This window comes from Citreicella sp. C3M06 (assembly GCF_018860705.1).
Lineage (GTDB): Bacteria > Pseudomonadota > Alphaproteobacteria > Rhodobacterales > Rhodobacteraceae > Salipiger.
Genome location: NZ_JAHKQA010000056.1, coordinates 92,201 through 108,556, shown reverse-complemented (window position 1 = coordinate 108,556; position 16,356 = coordinate 92,201). Strand labels below are relative to the sequence as shown.

General features: G+C 65.0%; 18 protein-coding genes. 6 read left to right on the top strand and 12 right to left on the bottom strand.

Going from position 1 to position 16,356, the window contains the following annotated elements; genetic code table 11:
• Positions 1 to 121 precede the first annotated feature (121 nt).
• Positions 122 to 2,002: an acyl-CoA synthetase gene (locus KO516_RS13200; RefSeq protein WP_216004253.1), complete on the top strand. Its 1,881-nt coding sequence runs from the start codon at positions 122 to 124 to the stop codon at positions 2,000 to 2,002.
• Here the strand turns inward: KO516_RS13200 and KO516_RS13195 are convergent, their stop codons facing one another.
• The 4 genes from KO516_RS13195 to KO516_RS13180 all read right to left on the bottom strand — a co-directional run bounded on the left by KO516_RS13195 (position 2,003) and on the right by KO516_RS13180 (position 5,684).
• Positions 2,003 to 2,293: a metalloregulator ArsR/SmtB family transcription factor gene (locus KO516_RS13195; protein ID WP_216004319.1), complete on the bottom strand. Its 291-nt coding sequence runs from the start codon at positions 2,291 to 2,293 to the stop codon at positions 2,003 to 2,005.
• A 238-nt stretch (positions 2,294 to 2,531) separates the two neighbouring features.
• Positions 2,532 to 3,350 (bottom strand): 3-oxoadipate enol-lactonase, encoded by an 819-nt coding sequence (pcaD, locus tag KO516_RS13190; RefSeq protein ID WP_216004252.1) that lies wholly within the window; start codon positions 3,348 to 3,350, stop codon positions 2,532 to 2,534.
• Between the two features lie 84 nt (positions 3,351 to 3,434).
• Positions 3,435 to 4,994, bottom strand: coding sequence for a bifunctional UDP-sugar hydrolase/5'-nucleotidase (locus tag KO516_RS13185; RefSeq protein ID WP_216004251.1), 1,560 nt, complete (start codon positions 4,992 to 4,994; stop codon positions 3,435 to 3,437).
• 120 nt (positions 4,995 to 5,114) lie between these two features.
• Entirely contained in the window at positions 5,115 to 5,684 is a 570-nt protein-coding gene (locus KO516_RS13180) for a TetR/AcrR family transcriptional regulator (RefSeq protein ID WP_216004250.1), read from the bottom strand.
• Between the two features lie 110 nt (positions 5,685 to 5,794).
• On the opposite strand from KO516_RS13180, the gene KO516_RS13175 reads away from it, so the two are divergent.
• The 5 genes from KO516_RS13175 (at position 5,795) to KO516_RS13155 (ending at position 8,884) form a co-directional block, all read left to right on the top strand.
• Entirely contained in the window at positions 5,795 to 6,025 is a 231-nt protein-coding gene (locus KO516_RS13175; protein ID WP_216004249.1) for a hypothetical protein, read from the top strand.
• A 56-nt stretch (positions 6,026 to 6,081) separates the two neighbouring features.
• On the top strand, positions 6,082 to 6,420 hold the full coding sequence (locus KO516_RS13170; RefSeq protein WP_216004248.1) for a DUF952 domain-containing protein: 339 nt from the start codon (positions 6,082 to 6,084) through the stop codon (positions 6,418 to 6,420).
• The gene (locus KO516_RS13165; protein WP_216004247.1) at positions 6,417 to 7,475 is read left to right on the top strand and encodes a quinone-dependent dihydroorotate dehydrogenase; all 1,059 of its coding nucleotides are present in this window, start codon (positions 6,417 to 6,419) and stop codon (positions 7,473 to 7,475) included. Before KO516_RS13170 ends, KO516_RS13165 begins: the two co-directional genes overlap by 4 nt.
• A complete protein-coding gene (arsC, locus tag KO516_RS13160) occupies positions 7,472 to 7,810 on the top strand; it encodes an arsenate reductase (glutaredoxin) (protein ID WP_216004246.1) in 339 nt (112 codons plus the stop codon). The genes KO516_RS13165 and arsC overlap by 4 nt, the downstream gene beginning before the upstream one ends.
• A gap of 84 nt (positions 7,811 to 7,894) precedes the next feature.
• Positions 7,895 to 8,884, top strand: a complete 990-nt coding sequence (locus KO516_RS13155; RefSeq protein ID WP_216004245.1) for an acyltransferase family protein — start codon at positions 7,895 to 7,897, stop codon at positions 8,882 to 8,884.
• Here the strand turns inward: KO516_RS13155 and KO516_RS13150 are convergent.
• The 8 genes from KO516_RS13150 to KO516_RS13115 form a co-directional block, all read right to left on the bottom strand.
• Positions 8,875 to 10,095 (bottom strand): phenylacetate--CoA ligase family protein, encoded by a 1,221-nt coding sequence (locus KO516_RS13150; RefSeq protein ID WP_216004244.1) that lies wholly within the window; start codon positions 10,093 to 10,095, stop codon positions 8,875 to 8,877. The two genes, KO516_RS13155 and KO516_RS13150, sit on opposite strands and share 10 nt — an antisense overlap.
• Positions 10,096 to 10,132: 37 nt before the next feature.
• Positions 10,133 to 10,672 (bottom strand): RNA 2',3'-cyclic phosphodiesterase, encoded by a 540-nt coding sequence (thpR, locus tag KO516_RS13145; RefSeq protein ID WP_216004243.1) that lies wholly within the window; start codon positions 10,670 to 10,672, stop codon positions 10,133 to 10,135.
• Between the two features lie 9 nt (positions 10,673 to 10,681).
• Positions 10,682 to 11,503 carry an ABC transporter ATP-binding protein gene (locus tag KO516_RS13140; RefSeq protein ID WP_216004242.1) on the bottom strand — a complete coding sequence of 274 codons (822 nt, stop codon included), beginning with the start codon at positions 11,501 to 11,503 and terminating at the stop codon, positions 10,682 to 10,684.
• A gap of 60 nt (positions 11,504 to 11,563) precedes the next feature.
• Positions 11,564 to 12,859, bottom strand: a complete 1,296-nt coding sequence (locus KO516_RS13135) for an ABC transporter substrate-binding protein (protein ID WP_252737585.1) — start codon at positions 12,857 to 12,859, stop codon at positions 11,564 to 11,566.
• A gap of 37 nt (positions 12,860 to 12,896) precedes the next feature.
• Positions 12,897 to 13,973 (bottom strand): branched-chain amino acid ABC transporter permease, encoded by a 1,077-nt coding sequence (locus tag KO516_RS13130; RefSeq protein ID WP_216004241.1) that lies wholly within the window; start codon positions 13,971 to 13,973, stop codon positions 12,897 to 12,899.
• Positions 13,974 to 14,066: 93 nt separating this feature from the next.
• A complete protein-coding gene (locus KO516_RS13125) occupies positions 14,067 to 14,315 on the bottom strand; it encodes a hypothetical protein (RefSeq protein ID WP_216004240.1) in 249 nt (82 codons plus the stop codon).
• Positions 14,316 to 14,388: 73 nt separating this feature from the next.
• Entirely contained in the window at positions 14,389 to 15,342 is a 954-nt protein-coding gene (locus KO516_RS13120) for a branched-chain amino acid ABC transporter permease (RefSeq protein WP_216004239.1), read from the bottom strand.
• Between the two features lie 22 nt (positions 15,343 to 15,364).
• Positions 15,365 to 16,120 carry an ABC transporter ATP-binding protein gene (locus KO516_RS13115; RefSeq protein ID WP_216004317.1) on the bottom strand — a complete coding sequence of 252 codons (756 nt, stop codon included), beginning with the start codon at positions 16,118 to 16,120 and terminating at the stop codon, positions 15,365 to 15,367.
• Positions 16,121 to 16,356 lie beyond the last annotated feature (236 nt).

The following is a 16,356-nucleotide window of genomic DNA, read 5'->3' as shown; positions in this document are numbered from 1 at the left end:
CGAAACGTTGCGTTTCAAGGCGCTTGTCGTTACGTCGCAGAGTCTTGCGCGGGCGGGCGATCCTTTTCACACTGCCCTTGAGGAGAGAGGCCCCGCCGGGGCAAGACAGGGAGGGAGACCCATGCGTTTCGCGTCAATCGCCGACCGCGATGCCATCGAGGCCGACAAACCGTGGGAGGCGCGCAACCTGCCGCCGACCCTCTACAGCCAGCTTGAACGCACTGCACAGGCGTTCCCGGACCGCCCGGCGATCAGCTTTCAGCTGCTCTCTGGCCCCAAGGATCCCGCCGAAACGCTCAGCTGGGCCGAACTGCACAGCCAGACCACCCGCGCCGCCAACCTGTTTCGCAGCCTGCGCATCAGCGAAACCGACGTGATCGCCTATGTGCTGCCCAACTGCACCGAGGCGGTCGCCGCGCTGCTGGGCGGCGCGGTGGCGGGGATCGTGCTGCCGATCAACCCCCTGCTGGAACCCGAGCAGATCGCGGCCATCCTGCGCGAATCCGACGCGCGGGTCGTGGTGACGCTCAAGCCCTTCCCCAAGACCGATGTGGCGCAAAAGGTTGCCGAGGCCTGCCGCCATGCGCCCCGTGTGGGCACCGTTCTCGAGGTCGATCTCAATCGCTACCTGACAGCGCCGAAACGCTGGATCGTGCCGTTTTTGCGCCCCCGGCGCGGGCCCTCGCATGCCGATGTCAAATGCTTTCGCAAGGAGATGGCGCAACAACCCGCCACGCCGACCTTCGAAGACCGCCAGCAAGACCGGGTCGCCGCCTATTTCCATACCGGCGGCACGACGGGCATGCCCAAGGTGGCGCGGCACCAGTATTCGGGAATGCTCTACAACGGATGGCTGGGCCACCAGCTGCTGTTTTCCGAAAAAGACAACATCATCTGCCCGCTGCCGCTGTTCCATGTCTTTGCTGTCCACGTGATCTTGATGGCGGCGCTGTGTTCGGGCGCGCATGTGGTGCTGCCGACTCCGGCGGGCTATCGCGGCGATGGCGTGTTCGACAATTTCTGGAAACTGTGCGAGCGCTGGAAGATCAGCTTTGTCATCACCGTGCCCACGGCGGTTTCGGCGCTGATGCAGCGCCCGGTGAATGCCGATCTCTCGACGGTCAGGATGGCGTTCTCGGGCTCGGCCCCGATGCCGCTGGAACTGTTCAAGCGATTCGAGGCGACCTGCGGCATCACCATCTGCGAAGGCTACGGGCTAACCGAGGCCACCTGCCTCGTGTCGGTGAACCCGCCCGAAGGTGAAAAGAAGGTCGGCTCCGTTGGCATCCCCTTCCCCTACACCCATGTGAAGATCGTCCAGCAAGGGCCGGAGGGTAGCGATGAATGCCCCCTCGGAGAGATCGGTGAGATCTGCGTCGCCAGCCCCGGCATCTATCCGGGCAGCACCTATACCGAGGAAGACCGCAACCGCGAGCTGTTCCATCAGGGCATCTACCTGCGCACCGGCGATCTGGGCCGGCTGGATGAGGACGGCTATCTGTGGATCACCGGCCGCGCCAAGGATCTGATCATCCGCGGCGGGCACAACATCGACCCCGCCGAGATCGAAGAAGCGCTTCTGGCCCACCCCGCCGTCGCCTTTGCCGGGGCCATCGGCCAACCGGACAGCCACGCCGGGGAATTGCCCTGCGCCTTTGTCGAACTGTGCGAGGGGGCCGATGTGACGCCGGAAGCGCTGCTGGCCCACGCCCGCGTGCATATCCATGAACGCGCGGCGGTGCCCAAGCACCTTGCGATCCTGCCGGAATTGCCGAAGACCGCCGTTGGCAAGATCTTCAAGCCCGCGCTGCGTATGCTGGCCATTGCACGGGTCTATGACGATGCGCTGATCGCGGCGGGGCTGCCCGCCCGCGTCATCGACGTGGTCGACGACAAGCATCGCGGCCTTGTCGCCCGCATCGCCCGCAATGACGCAGAGGAAGGCGCCGTGGGCCAATGCCTCGGCGCCTTTACCCGCCCCTGGGAATGGGCCAAGGCCTGATCAGCGCTCGGTTCCTTCGCAGAAGATCTCGTGAAGCAACCCGATGACCCGGGCGGTATCCTCGTTGGCAAGACTGTAGAAAATGGTCTTGCCCTCGCGCCGTGTGCTGACCAGCTCTTCTTCGCGCAGTCGGGCCAGCATCTGGCTCACCGCCGCCTGACGGGTGCCGAGCAGCTCTTCGAGCGCGCCCACCGATTTCTCGCCGGTGACCAGATGGCACAGGATCATCAGTCGCCCCTCATGAGCGAGCGTCTTGAGAAAGCTAGTGGCGCCATGGGCGTTAGCAGCCATCTGTTCGGGCGGGGCAATGACGGTCGAGTCGGGCACGGGGGAAACCTTCTGGCGGGTCCTGATAATGTACGATGTCAGGCTGGAACAATAACATGCAACCTATACGCATATTAAAAGCGCATATCACCTGCACAACCTAAGGCAAAGCGCTTTGGTTCCCGTAAAGAGCTCTGCTGGTTGATCGCGCTGCCGCGACATTATCCCGAAAACCACCCCGGGCTTGGCCCGGCGAAGGGTCCTACATACCAAGCTGATCGCTGACCGGGGGCACGCCATGGCCTTGCGCAGACAGAAACGCCCCAAGAATGGCCGCGTAATCAGCGGGCTTTTCCACGCAGGCCAGATGCCCTGCCCCGCGCATCAGGTGAAACTGCGCGCCGGGGATCAGCCCGATGGTCTCGCGCACAAGGTCGGGCGGGGTCGAGCCGTCTTTGGAGGCCGCGATGCCAAGCGCGGCGCAGCGCAGCCCGGAGGTCGGCGTCATGAAATCGGTTCCCGAAATCGCGTGGCAGCAGCCGATGTATCCCTGCAGCGGGGTCCGCTCGAACATGTGGCGGATCGCCAGCGCGTCCGGCGCTGCCCGATACGCCGGGGCCAGCCATTTTTCGAGCGTGCCGCCCGAGATCGCGGCAAGGCCCCTCGCCTCGACAGCGGCGATGCGATCCTCCCAGATCGCCCGCGTGCCGATCTTGCACGCGGTATGCGAAAGCACCAGCGCGCGCACCAGATCCAGCCGCTTTGCCGCCAGCCCCTGCGCCACCATCCCGCCGATCGACAGCCCGACGAACACCGCATCCGTCATGCCGACATGCTCCATCAGCCGCTCGACGTCGCGCACCAGATTGCCCATGGAATAGGGCCCGTCCGGCGCATCGCTGAGGCCATGGCCGCGCATATCGTAGCGCAGCACCCGCAACCCATCGGGCAGCGCCGCCAGCACCCCGTCCCAGATCCGCAGGTCGGTTCCCAGCGCATTGGCAAACACCAGCGGCGCGCCGTCTTCGGGGCCATCAAGGCGGTAGTGCAGGCGGATGTCGCCAAGGTCTGCGATCAGCATGGGCTCTCCTGTGTCGGGTGGCGGCACAAAACGCGAAGGGCGCGCCCATGGCAAGGCGCGCCCTGTGTGGTCATCGTGGCAGGATCATTCCTTGATGGTGATCCGCCCGTCGACATAGGGCGTGTAAGGCGCGTTGGCCGCGAGGAATTCCGCCGTCACATCGGCCAGATCCGGGCCGAAGTCATAAGCGTTCTGCGCGTCGATGAACATCTTGTAGCCATCGCCGCCGTTGCGGACATAATTGTTCGACACGACGCCATACAGCTTTTCTGCGTCGATCGGGGCGCCGCCGACCATCACCTCGGAAATCCGGCTGCCGGGCTCTGCCGACGGATCGACGGTAAAGGTGATGCCCGCCACCTGCGGGAAGCGCCCACCGCCGTCTTCGATCTGGCTGACGCCGTTTTCAAGCGCTTCGATCATCGTCGCGCCAGTGACCTGAAAGGTCGACAGCGTGTTCTGGAACGGCAGCACCGTCAGCACTTCGCCCATGGTGACCTCGCCCGCGTCGATCGACGCGCGCAGACCGCCGCCGTTCTCCAGCGCGATCTCGATGCCCTGATCCTTGACCCGATCGAGCATCGCATCGGCCACGAGGTTGCCCATCGGGCATTCCTCGGCGCGGCACATGTCGCGGGCGCCGACGATCTCTTCGGCGGTTTGCGCGACCACCTTGCTGCGGATCTCTTCCAGCGGCGCGGCGGCCTCGGCGATGCGCGCCTTGACGGGGGCATCCTCGGACACGCCCGCGTCCATGATCAGCGGCTGGCCAGAGGCCTCGATGATCTCGCCAGCGTCGTCGAAGGTCACGTTCAGCTCCCCAAGGAACTTGCCATAGGCATAGGCCGACACGATTGCGGTGTTGTTCACCATGGTGGGGTACGGGCCCTCGGCGCCGTCCATGTCGCCCAGCAGGGTGTTGCTGTGCCCGCCCACGATGACATCGACGCCGGTGGTGTTCCTGGCCACCGTGATATCGGTGTTGTAGCCCGAATGCGACAGCACGACGATCTTGTTGACCCCTGCCTCGGTCAGCTTGTCGACCTCTGCCTGCACCGCCTCGGACGGATCGGTGAAGGTGATGTTCGGCCCCGGCGAGGCCAGTTCATGAGTGTCCTGCGGCGTCAGGCCGATCAGGCCGATCTTTTCGCCATTCTTCTCGATGATGGTGGATTTCTGGATGGCATCGGCGATCAGCGGCTCGCCCGAGATGTCGGCGTTCGACATCAGCACCGGGAAATCGACCGAATCGACAAAGCCGCGCAGCACCTCGGGGCCGTCGTCGAATTCGTGGTTGCCCACGGTCATCGCGTCATAGCCCATCTTGTTCATCATTTCGGCGGCAAGCTTGCCCTTGTAATAGGTGTAGAACAGCGTGCCCTGAAACTGGTCGCCGCCATCCACAAGGATGTAATTGTCGAGCTTGGCCTTGGCGTCATTCAGCGCCGTCATCAGGCGGGCCGAACCGCCAAAGCACTCCCCCGCCGCGTTGTCTTCCTCGCCGCAGGTCGAGTCGTATTTCGAGATCGGCTCGAAACGCGCATGGAAATCATTGGTATGCAGAATGGTCAGCGCGTAATCGGCGCTGGCGCTGCCGGCGCTCAGCGCCAGCGCCGCAGCCGTGGACAAAAGACGGAACGACATCGGGAAACCCTCTCTCATGGCGGTATGTGGGCGAAGTGTTGCAACGACAGGGCAGCGCTGTCAAAGCGCGGCTTCACCTGACGTAACGCGAAGCCGCGCCATTGTCCGTTTCGTGGCAGCTCACCGGGTCCAGCCGCGCACCAGCGCGCGCGCCATCGCGCCGGTGTCGGCATCCAGCTGGTCGGTCAGCAAATGCAGCCACGCCATCGCCATCAGCGCACGCGCCATGTCACGCTCTGGCACCGCGCCCGACACTTCGCCCCTTGCGCGGGCCCGGGCAAAGATCGTGCCCAAGCTGTCCAGCCGGTCCTGACGGTAGATCTCGAGCGCCTCGCGCACCTCGTCATCGCCCTGCGCCGCCGCGATGATATGGCGGAACACCGCCCCCTCGGGCCGCGCCCAATGGGCAAAGAGCGTATCGAGTAGCGCCGCCGCGTCGCCTTCAAGGCTGCCGGTATCAGGATAGGCGGTGATCTGTTTCTGCCGCTTGTAGACCGCCAGAAGCAGCGCACCGCGCGTCGGCCACCAGCGATACAGGGTCGCCTTGCCGGCGCGGGCGCGGCGGGCCACCGCCTCCATCGTCACGCCGGCGATGCCCTTTTCCTCCAGCAGCGCGGTGGCCGCATCCAGCACCGCCGCTTCGGTGTCCGGGTTGCGCCTTGCGCCAATAGAGGCCCGTCTTTCGCTCATTTCACCGCCCCTGCCTGTCTGCGTCGCTGCCTGCATCGCTTTAGCGCTTTACAGGACGGGTGGCCAGCGATTATCAGAACGATACGTTCCGTTCTTATAAGGCATCCCTCATGACCACGCATTCTTCCTCCGCGCCGAAACTGCCGTCTCGCCCGCGCCTTGCGCTCTTTGCCTTTCTGGGCGTCTACCCGCTGGTGACGGCGCTGCTGTATCTACTGGCGCCCCTCACGCTTGATTGGGCGATCTGGCAGCGCAACCTTGTGGTGGTGCCGATCATCGTGGTGATGATGGTCTGGGTGATCATTCCGCGCATCCATCGCCACCTTGGCCACCTTCTGTAAGGCGGCGTGCCACGCCGGGGATTGACCGGCGCGACGTTCCCCTGCATTGCATGGCCATGTTGATCTACAAGATACTCCGGAGCGGCGAATGGGCCGACCTTCAGGCCACGGGCGAAACCGCCGGTGCGCCGATCGACGTGGCCGACGGCTACGTGCATTTCTCGACGCTGGAGCAGGTCCGAGAGACCGTCTCCAAGCATTTCGAGGGCGTCGACGGGCTGTATGTGCTGGCCTTCGAGACCGAGACGCTTGGCGAGGCGCTGCGCTGGGAGCCATCGCGCGGCGGCGCGCTGTTCCCGCATCTCTACGCCCCGATGCGGCTGGCCGATGTGCGCTGGTCGCGCCCGCTGCCGCTGGGTCTGGGCGGACACATGTTCCCGGATGACATGACATGAGCCTGATCGAACGCGCGGGCCTTGCGCTGATGCACCGCATCGACCCCGAAACCGCCCATGGGCTGGCGCTCAGGGCGCTGTCATCGGGGTTGGCACCGTTGCCCGAAAGCTATGGCTCGGACCGGCTGCGCTGCACCGTGGCGGGAATGACGCTGGCCAATCCGCTTGGCCTTGCCGCGGGCTTTGACAAGAATGCCGAGGCGCTGGCGCCGTTGTCGCGCGCGGGCTTTGGCTTTGTCGAGGTCGGCGCGCTCACGCCCCGCGCCCAGCCCGGCAATCCCAAGCCGCGCCTGTTCCGCCTGACCGAGGATCGCGCGGTGATCAACCGTTTTGGCTTCAACAACCGTGGCATGGACGATGCGCTGCCCCGGCTGGCGGCGCGTCCCAAGGGCATGGTGCTGGGGCTGAACCTTGGCGCCAACAAGGACAGCGACGACCGTGCCGAGGATTTCGCCCGCGTGCTGACCCGCTGCGGCGCGCATCTGGATTTCGCCACGGTCAACGTCAGCTCTCCCAACACCGAAAAGCTGCGCGACCTGCAAGGCAAGGCGGCGCTGAGCGCGCTGCTGGCTGGCGTCATGGCCGCGCGCGCCGAGGCCGGGCTGACGCTGCCGGTCTTCGTCAAGATCGCCCCCGATCTTGATACGCAAGGGCTTGAAGACGTGGCCGAGGTGGCGCTGGCCTCGGGCGTGGCAGGGGTGATCGCCACCAATACCACGCTGTCGCGCGACGGGCTGGCATCGGCTCACAAGGCCGAGGCAGGCGGGATGTCGGGCGCGCCGCTGTTCGAACGCTCGACACGGGTGCTGGCGCGGCTGTCAGATCTGACCGGCGGCGCGGTGCCGCTGATCGGCGTCGGCGGCGTGGCGTCCGGGGCCGATGCCTATACCAAGATTCGCGCCGGGGCGTCTGCGGTGCAGCTTTATTCTGCGCTGGTCTACGAGGGGCTGTCGCTGGTGCCTCGCATCCTGCGCGAGCTTGACGCGCTGCTGGCGCGCGATGGCTTTGCCTCGGTGGCCGAGGCGGTGGGCAGCGGACGGAAGGACTGGCTGTGATCCTCTGGCACAACCCCCGCTGTTCGAAATCGCGCGAGGCGCTGGCGCTGCTTGAGGCCAATGGCGTGACGCCCGAGCTGCGCAGATACCTTGAAGAGCCGCCCTCGCTGGCAGAGCTGCGGGCGGCACAGGTCGCGCTTGGCGTGCCGGTGATCGACATGATGCGGGTCAAGGAAGCCGCCTTTGCGCAGCGCGGCCTGCGCGGCGCGGATGATGCGACGCTGCTTCAGGCGATGGCCGAAGAGCCGAAGCTGATCGAACGCCCGGTGCTGTTCGCAAAGGGCCGTGCGGTGATCGGCCGCCCGCCGGAAAAGGTGCTCGACCTGCTCGGCTGACGCGGCATAATTCGCCACCGGCGCGCCATATCCATGCCCGAGAGCGCGGTTAGCCTTGCCGCAGACGCCCTGCAAGGACGCCCCATGCGCAACGACCGGATCGACGCCCTCAGAGGGATTGCCGCGCTTGGCATCATCGCGCTGCATATCCCGCACTATCCCGAATTCCCGGCGGATCTTGTCGCGGCGCTGCGCGGCCTGCTGCGCTGGTGCGTGCCGTTTTTCTTCCTGCTGACAGGCTATTACCTGACCCGCCCCGGCGAAGCCCTGCCCCGGTTCAGCCGCCAGCGTCTGCTGCGCCTCGTGCTGCTGACGGCGCTGGCCAACCTGCTTTATCTGCCAATCGGCCTTTGGCGCTATGGCGAGCTGATGGGTGCCGGGCAGGCGCTGTTTTTCGGGACATGGTATCACCTGTGGTATCTCAACGGCCTGCTGATGTCGGCAATGCTGATCGAGGCGCTGGGGCGGCGCGATCATGTGGTTCTGGCGCAAGGGCTGGGGCTGGTAATTGCCCTGGGCTTTGCAGCGACGAGCGCCATGCTGGCATTCGAGCATGGTTCGGAATTGACCAATGCGACGGTGCGCCAGTTCCTTGGCCTGCCCTGCCTGCTGGCGGGCGCGGCGCTGCACCGGGTAGAAACGCCGCGCCTGCGCCCGGCGCTTGCGGTGCTGGGTGTGGGCATCACGCTGCTGCTGGGCGAAATGGCGGTGGTCCGGGCGCTTGGCGGGTCGTGGATGATCGTGCAATGGAGCATCGGCACAGCGGTTCTGACGATCGGTCTGTTCCTGACCGGGCTGGCCACGAATTGGCGCGTGCCCGGAGCGTTGGCGCGCTGGGGGCGCGACGAGGCGCTGGGGATCTACCTGTTTCACCCGGCGCTGATCATCGCCGCAGGCGCAATCCTGACCGGCAAGCTGGCGAGCGTGCCGCAGGGTGCGCCCGGCCTTGCGCTTCTGGCGCTGACCGGGCTGCTGTCTATCCTGCTGATGCGCGGACTGGCGCGGCTGCCGCGCCTGCGGGCGGCGCTGCTTGGAGAGTTCCCCCTTGGCCGCCGCGCCGCAGCTCAGTCGTAGACCCGCGTATCTTCGATCACCACCCCATCGCGTGGCAGTGCGCCCGGCTTCACCAGCTCGACGATGCCCTTGAGCTTGAGAAGCTCGGCAATGCTTGCCGCATAGGGCGCGGGATCGTCCGAAGCGGTTTCGATCCGCACCGTCATCACGTCCATCTCGCCATCGCGGCTGGCGATCACGCGCGCCCGGTCGATCTCGGCGTGTCGGGCGACAAGCGCGGCGACCTGCTCGGGGCGCACGAACATGCCTTTGATCTTGGCGGTCTGATCGGCGCGGCCCATCCAGCCCTTGATGCGCAGATTGGTGCGCCCGCAGGAGGATTCGCCCGGCAGGACCGCGCTCAGATCGCCAGTGGCGAAGCGGATCAGCGGGTAATCGGGGTTGAGCGTGGTGACCACCACCTCGCCCACCTCGCCGGGGGCGACGGGATCGCCAGTGCCGGGGGTGACGATCTCGACGATGACCTGTTCGTCGACGATCATGCCCTCCATCGCCGGGCTTTCATAGGCGATCATCCCCAGATCGGCGGTGGCATAACACTGGCGGCAGGCGATGCCCCGATCCGCGTACCAGCCGCGCAGGCTGGGAAACAGCGCCCCACCCGACACCGCCGCCTTGGCGATCTTCAGCGACAATCCCAGCGCCTCAGCCTTTTCGACGATCAGCTTGAGGTAATCGGGGGTGCCCGCATAGGCGGTGACCGCAACATCATGCGCGGCGCGCGCCTGCAATTCGGTCTGCCCGGTGCCGGCGGGCAGCACGCTGGCCCCCACCGCCCGCGCGCCGTTTTCAAAGATCATCCCCGCCGGCGTCAGGTGGTAGCCAAAGCAGTTCTGCACGATGTCGCCCTGCCCGATGCCACAGGCATGCAGAAACCGCCCCAGCCGCCACCAGTCATGCCCGCCGCCGCCCGGCTCGTAGATCGGGCCCGGCGACTGGAACACATGCGCAAAGCCATGCGCCGGTTTCGCGGCATAGCCACCAAAAGGCGCATCCCCCGATTGCGCCGACGTCAGTGCCGATTTGCGCAGCACCGGCAGGGTTGCCAAGCTTGCAAGGTCGCACACCGCGCTTGCATCGATGCCGTCCAGAGCAGCGGCATAGCCCGGCAGGCCCTGCGCATGGGCGATCTGCTGCGGCAGGCTTGAGGCCAGCCCCGCGGCGCGCGCATCGGCGCTGCGCGTTTCCAGATCGTCGTAATAGCTGGTCATCCTCGCGTCCTTCCGCTGCCTGTCCGGCGGGAAAGGCTCAACCCAAGGGCCACTCCGCCAATGTCTCGTAAATTGCTCCGCCGGGGGTCAGCACCGATCCGACAAGCCGCAGCGCGCAAACGGGTTCCGGTGCAGAGCGCAGCCCCGCCACCTGCGCCACGCCCGCCTCGAGCCGCGCCCGGTCGGACTCGCGCAGACCCGCGCCAAAACGGATCAGCGTGATATGCGGGCGAAAGCGCTCGCGCGGCAATTCGATGCCCGCCGCGCGCACCGCCGTCAGAGCGGTCGCGCGCAACGCCACCAGCCCCAGCTCGGGCACCACGCCCGCCGCCAGCAGCTTGACCCGACGCCCTCCAAAGCTGACCAGCCCGTCGAGCGCCAACGTGCAGCCCGGCAGCACCGGGGCAAGCGCCGCGTCCAGCTCGGCCAGCGCATACTCCGGCTGCTCGTCGAGAAAGGCCAAGGTCAGGTGCAGGTTTTCCTCGGGAACGGCGCGGCCCACGGGAATCGCCTCTTGCACCGCCAGCAGGGGCGGGATCAGCGCATCCGGCACGGGAAGGGCAAGAAAGCATCGCATCGCCCCCCGTCATGCCAGCCAACGCTTGCGGCGTCGATAGCTGCGCACATCGCGGAAAGATTTGCGCCCCTCGTCCGACATGCCGAGGTAGAATTCCTTGACGTCCGGGTTCTCGCGCAGGTCGGCGGCGGGGCCGTCCATCACCACCCGACCGTTTTCCAGAATATAGCCGTAATGGGCATAACGCAGGGCAACGTTGGTGTTCTGCTCGGCCAGCAGGAAAGACACACCCTCGCCCTCGTTCACCGCCTTGACGATCTCGAAGATCTGCTCGACCAGCTGCGGCGCAAGGCCCATCGACGGCTCATCCAGCAGCACGGTTTCGGGGCGCGACATTAGCGCCCGCCCGATGGCGCACATCTGTTGCTCACCGCCCGAGGTATAGCCCGCCTGCGATTTGCGCCGCTCGCGCAGGCGCGGGAAATACTCATAGACCATTTCCAGATCGCGCGCGACGGCGGCCTTGCCATCGCGGCGGGTGAAAGCGCCGGTCAGCAGGTTTTCCTCGACCGTAAGATGGCCAAAGCAATGCCGCCCCTCCATCACCTGAATGACCCCCTTGCGCACCAGCGCCGCCGGGTCGAGATCCTGCACCCGCTCCCCGCGATAGATGATCGAGCCCTTGGTGACCTCGCCGCGTTCGGAATGCAGCAGGTTGGAAATCGCCTTGAGCGTCGTGGTCTTGCCCGCGCCATTGCCGCCCAGAAGCGCGGTGATGCCGCCCTTGGGCACCGACAGCGACACCCCCTTCAGCACAAGGATGACGTGGTTGTAGATCACCTCGATGTTGTTGATCTCGAGAAGCGTCTCGCTGCGCCCGGCGTCCAGCATGGTCTATGTCTCCCAATCCGCATGATCCGGCGGCGCGTCGCCGCGCCGCCGAAGGCCAGATCACATCTGGCAATCTTCGTTCACCGGCCAGGGGGCGTTTTCCTCGGCGTATTCCTGCGCCTTGGCGGTTTCGAGTTCGGAAATCGCCTCGCTGTCGGGCATGATCAGATCCGAGGCCTTGACGAATTTCGCGCCGTCCCATTCCAGCATCCAGCCGCCCGAATGCCCGGTGTGGTTGGAACAGGATGTCGAGAACGGCGGCACCATGCCGGTCAGACCAAGCTCGTCGATGCGCGCCTCGGTGAAGTTGAGGTTTTCCAGCCCCCAGCGCAGATCGGATGGCGTGATGTCCGCCGTGCCCGCATGTTCCTGCGCCACGGTGATGCCCTCGGCCAGGATCGCCGAGATGATCAGGCCGCGCGAATAGAACACGCCCTCCATCTCTTCGGGGGTGGTCTGCGATTTGCCCGCATCGATCACGAGGCTCTTGATATCGGCCATGACCGGCGCGTCCATGTTGGGAAACGACCAGCTGACCGATTTGTAGCCCTTGCCGTCCTCGCCCACCAGCTTGAGGTCGGCGTCATGCCCGGCCCACCAGACGCCCAGCATGTTGTCCATCGGAAACTTGGTCTTGACCGCCTCGGTGATCGCCCCGGCGTTCATCGCGCCCCAGCCCCACATGATGACATAATCGGGCCGCTCGCGGCGGATCTGAAGCCATTGCGCCGACTGGTTCTGCATTTCCTTGAGGCCGACCGGAATCGGCAGAAGCTCGAAGCCGAGGCTTTCGGCCTTCATTTCAAGATAGGGCAGCGGCTCCTTGCCGAACGGGTGATCGAGGTGCAGGAACGCCACCTTCTTGCCCGACAGATCGCCCATGTCCTGAAGATATTTCAGGATGATCGACGCCCCGTCCCAATAAGACAGCGGCGTGTTGAACGCCCATTGAAACACCTTGCCGTCGCCCATCGGCGAAAAGCCGTAGCCGGGGGCAAGGATCGGGATCTTGTCGATGTTGGTCTTGGGCAGCACCTGAAGCGTGATGCCGGTCGACCACGGCTGCGTCACCAGCGCGGAGCCTTTGGTCTTTTCATAGCATTCCGCGCCCTTTTCGGTGGAATAGCCGGTTTCGCATTCGCTGAAATCGACCATCATGCCGCCGATGCCGCCATCGCGGGCGTTGAGCATGCTCATATAATCGGCCTGCCCGTTCATCAGCGGAATGCCGGTGGCGGCAAAGGGTCCGGTGCGATAGGCAAGGTTGGGCGTCGCAAGCCCCTCGGCCATCGCGGTGGTGCCCATCAGGGTTGCCAGCGCCGCGGCAGCGGCGATCCGTCCTGTAAAAGTCATCATCAAAGTCTCCTCCCTTGTATCGATGAAATGGCCGGCCCTAGTGCGGAAAGGGCCAGATGATCAGCTTTTCCCGGATCAGCGCCCACAGGCGTGCCAGCCCATGCGGTTCGATGATCAGGAAGAACACGATAAGCGCGCCGACGATCATCACGTTCAGATGTTCGACCATGGCCGAGCTGATCGGAATGCCCAGCGCCTCGGGCACGGTGCCCAGCACCACCGGCAGCCCCACGATCAGGATCGCACCAAGGTAATTGCCCATGATCGATCCCAGCCCTCCGATGATGGCGATGAACAGGATGCGAAAGCTCAGCGGGATATCGAACAGGTTCGGCTCTGCCGCCCCGCGCCACATGAACACGAACAGCGCCCCGGCAACGCCCACCACATAGGATGACACGGCAAAGGCGGTCAGCTTGGAGCGCATCAGGTTGATGCCGATCAGCTCGGCGGCGATGTCCATGTCGCGGGTGGCCTTCCACGTCCGCCCCAGCGTGCCGCGCGTCAGGTTGATGCAAACCAGCGTCAGCAGCGTCACCACTCCCAGCACCACGTAATATTGCACCATCGAGCTGGCCTGCGGCCCGGCTACATAAACGCCGAACATGGTCAGGTTCGGCACCTGAATGGCGCCTGAGGCGTTGTAATTGTAGAGCCAACCCCATTTCTCGAACAGCCAGACCAAGAAGAACTGCGCCGCCAGCGTTGCGATCGCAAGGTAGAACCCCTTGATCCGCAAGGACGGAATGCCAAACGCCACCCCCACCCCGGCGCTGAATGCCCCGGACATCAGGATCGCCACCACCGGGTTCAGCCACGGCATCAGCGTCACCATCTTGTAGCAGGCATAGGCCCCGACCCCCATGAAGGCGGCGGTGCCCAGCGACAGCTGCCCGGCAAAGCCCGTCAGCAGGTTCAGCCCCAGCGCCGCCAGCGAATAGATCAGGATCGGGATCAGCAACGTCTGAAAGGCGAATTCGCTGGCCAGAAGCGGCGCGACGAGCCATGCAAAGATCAGGATAAGCCCCAGCAACACCGCATCCTGGCGCACCGGAAACAGTGCCTGATCGGCCTGATAGCTGGTCTTGAACTGTCCTGCGGTGCGATAGAGCATCCGTTTTTCTCCCTTTTGTGCGCCTCAACGGGCCGCACTGCCCGAGCGCGGCCCCGTACCGGGCCGCCGCTGTGTCCTGTCTGGCCGTCGGCGTCAGTGGCCGGTCGGCAGCGTGAATTCCTCGTCCGGGTAATCGCGCCGGGGCGCCGGGGCGTATCCCGTCGCCTCGGAGTGCTTCACCAGCCAGAGCCAGGCCCAGAGCCCAAGCCCTCCGCCCAGCGCCGCCAGCACCACCGCCAACGCCACCTGCCCGCCCGTGTGCCCGGCGCTCAGCGCTAGGTATCCGAAGGCCCAGAACCCTGCCCAGGCCACCACGTTCAGGGTTGCGATCAGTTTTGCCATTCCCGACGTCTCCTCCTGAAAGGCCGGCTCCTCTTGCGGCCTTTGCATCCCGTTTCCTGCCACGCGGGCAGCGCTAGACCCTTTCGATGATGCGTTCCCCGAACAGCCCCTGCGGGCGGAACAGCAGCACGATCAGCGCCAGCACAAAGGCGAACCACGTCTCGGTGTTGCCACCCAGCAAGGGCTGGCCCCAGTAAATCTCGAACAGCTTTTCCAGCATCCCGATCATCAACCCGCCGATGATGGCGCCGGTGATGCTTTCCAGCCCGCCCAGCATCAGCACCGGCAGCGCCTTGTAGGCGATGACCTCCAGCGCAAAGCTGACCCCGGCCCGCGCGCCCCATGCAATGCCGGTGACCAGCGCGATGATGCCCGCGATGAACCACACCAGCACCCAGATCTGTTGCAGCGAGATACCAACCGACAGCGCCGCCTGATGATCGTCGCCCAGCGCCCGGATCGCCCGCCCCATCCGCGTCTTGGTCAGGAAAGCCAACAAGGCGACAACCAGCAGCCCCGCCACGATCACGGCGGTGATGTCCTTTTGTTCAAGGATCAGCAGCCCGCCCCACGGTTCCAGCACAAGGCTGCCGGTCGGGATGCCCAGTTCTTCGGTGATCATCACCTTGTTTTCGCCGCCAAAGATGATCTCACCGAGACCGATCAGGAACAGCGTGATGCCGATGGTCGCCATGAACAGGATGATGTCGGGCTGCCCGACGAGGGGCCGCAGCACCACCCGTTCGATGCTGAGCGCCAGCACAAACATCACCCCCAGCGTCAGGATCACGCAGATCCACGCCGGAATGCCCATCGCATGCAGACCCACCAGCGTCAGCGCGGCAAACACCACCATGATGCCCTGCGCAAAGTTGAAAATCCGCGACGAGCGGAAGATCAGCACGAACCCCAGCGCGATCAGCGCATAGAGAATGCCAGACACCAGCCCTTCCCACAGCACCTGCAACAGGAAATCCGGCGCCTCGACCATATCGACGAAGGGCGTGATGAAGATATCTTTCAGCATGTTGTTCTCCTCAAGGCACCGGTCAATGCGCCACGCCAAGATAGGCGTCGATCACGGCCTGATTGGCGCGCACCTCGTCGGGCGCGCCATCGCCGATCTTTTTGCCGTAATCCATCACGACGACGCGGTCGGACAGATCCATCACCACCCCCATGTCATGTTCGATCAAGACGATGGTGGTGCCGAATTCGTCATTCACATCAAGGATGAAGCGGCTCATGTCCTCTTTCTCCTCGACGTTCATCCCCGCCATCGGCTCGTCGAGCAACAGCATCGACGGTTCGGCCGCCAGCGCCCGCGCCAGTTCGACGCGCTTTTTCAGCCCGTAAGGCAGACGCCCGACCGGCGTCTTGCGGATCGCCTGAATCTCAAGGAAATCGATGACCTTTTCCACGACCTCGCGGTTGGCGATCTCTTCATCGCGGGCCTTGCCCCACCACAGCGCCTGACGGGCGATCCCCGCCTTCATATGCGTCAGCCGCCCGGTCATGATGTTGTCGAGCACCGACATGCCCTCGAACAGCGCGATGTTCTGAAAGGTGCGCGCGATGCCCATGCGCGCCACCTCGTAGGGTTTCATCGGGGGGCGCTCAGCCCCCTTGTACCAAAGCGCCCCTTCGGACGGGGTGTAAAAGCCGCTGATGATGTTCAGCATCGAGGATTTCCCCGCGCCGTTCGGGCCGATAATGGCCCGGATCTCGCCCTCGCGGATGTCGAAGGAAATATCCTTGATCGCCACCACCCCGCCGAATTTCAGCGTGATGTTGCGCAGCTCCATCAGGGTGCCGCCGATCTGCCGCCCGTCGGCGGTGATGTATCCCGTATCGGACACGGCCCCCTCCTTTTCGTCGTTCCGGTAAATGCTTGTCGTGCCGTCCATCATGACATCCATCCCCGCCAGATTCGGCCCGCGCGATGGTGGGGTTCGCCCCGGCCCGCCATGGGCGGCAAACCGTCCGGGGGACGGTTTGAGGTGCGAACAGGCGACGCCCCGCGATTTGCGCAGGAAGAGCG

Coding starts and splice junctions, on each gene's coding strand:
- KO516_RS13200 (WP_216004253.1), top strand. CDS start 122: ATGCGTTTCGCGTCAATCGCCGACCGCGATGCCATCGAGGCCGACAAA.
- KO516_RS13195 (WP_216004319.1), bottom strand. CDS start 2,293: ATGGCTGCTAACGCCCATGGCGCCACTAGCTTTCTCAAGACGCTCGCT.
- pcaD (WP_216004252.1), bottom strand. CDS start 3,350: ATGCTGATCGCAGACCTTGGCGACATCCGCCTGCACTACCGCCTTGAT.
- KO516_RS13185 (WP_216004251.1), bottom strand. CDS start 4,994: ATGTCGTTCCGTCTTTTGTCCACGGCTGCGGCGCTGGCGCTGAGCGCC.
- KO516_RS13180 (WP_216004250.1), bottom strand. CDS start 5,684: ATGAGCGAAAGACGGGCCTCTATTGGCGCAAGGCGCAACCCGGACACC.
- KO516_RS13175 (WP_216004249.1), top strand. CDS start 5,795: ATGACCACGCATTCTTCCTCCGCGCCGAAACTGCCGTCTCGCCCGCGC.
- KO516_RS13170 (WP_216004248.1), top strand. CDS start 6,082: ATGTTGATCTACAAGATACTCCGGAGCGGCGAATGGGCCGACCTTCAG.
- KO516_RS13165 (WP_216004247.1), top strand. CDS start 6,417: ATGAGCCTGATCGAACGCGCGGGCCTTGCGCTGATGCACCGCATCGAC.
- KO516_RS13155 (WP_216004245.1), top strand. CDS start 7,895: ATGCGCAACGACCGGATCGACGCCCTCAGAGGGATTGCCGCGCTTGGC.
- KO516_RS13150 (WP_216004244.1), bottom strand. CDS start 10,095: ATGACCAGCTATTACGACGATCTGGAAACGCGCAGCGCCGATGCGCGC.
- thpR (WP_216004243.1), bottom strand. CDS start 10,672: ATGCGATGCTTTCTTGCCCTTCCCGTGCCGGATGCGCTGATCCCGCCC.
- KO516_RS13140 (WP_216004242.1), bottom strand. CDS start 11,503: ATGCTGGACGCCGGGCGCAGCGAGACGCTTCTCGAGATCAACAACATC.
- KO516_RS13135 (WP_252737585.1), bottom strand. CDS start 12,859: ATGATGACTTTTACAGGACGGATCGCCGCTGCCGCGGCGCTGGCAACC.
- KO516_RS13130 (WP_216004241.1), bottom strand. CDS start 13,973: ATGCTCTATCGCACCGCAGGACAGTTCAAGACCAGCTATCAGGCCGAT.
- KO516_RS13125 (WP_216004240.1), bottom strand. CDS start 14,315: ATGGCAAAACTGATCGCAACCCTGAACGTGGTGGCCTGGGCAGGGTTC.
- KO516_RS13120 (WP_216004239.1), bottom strand. CDS start 15,342: ATGCTGAAAGATATCTTCATCACGCCCTTCGTCGATATGGTCGAGGCG.
- KO516_RS13115 (WP_216004317.1), bottom strand. CDS start 16,120: ATGGAGCTGCGCAACATCACGCTGAAATTCGGCGGGGTGGTGGCGATC.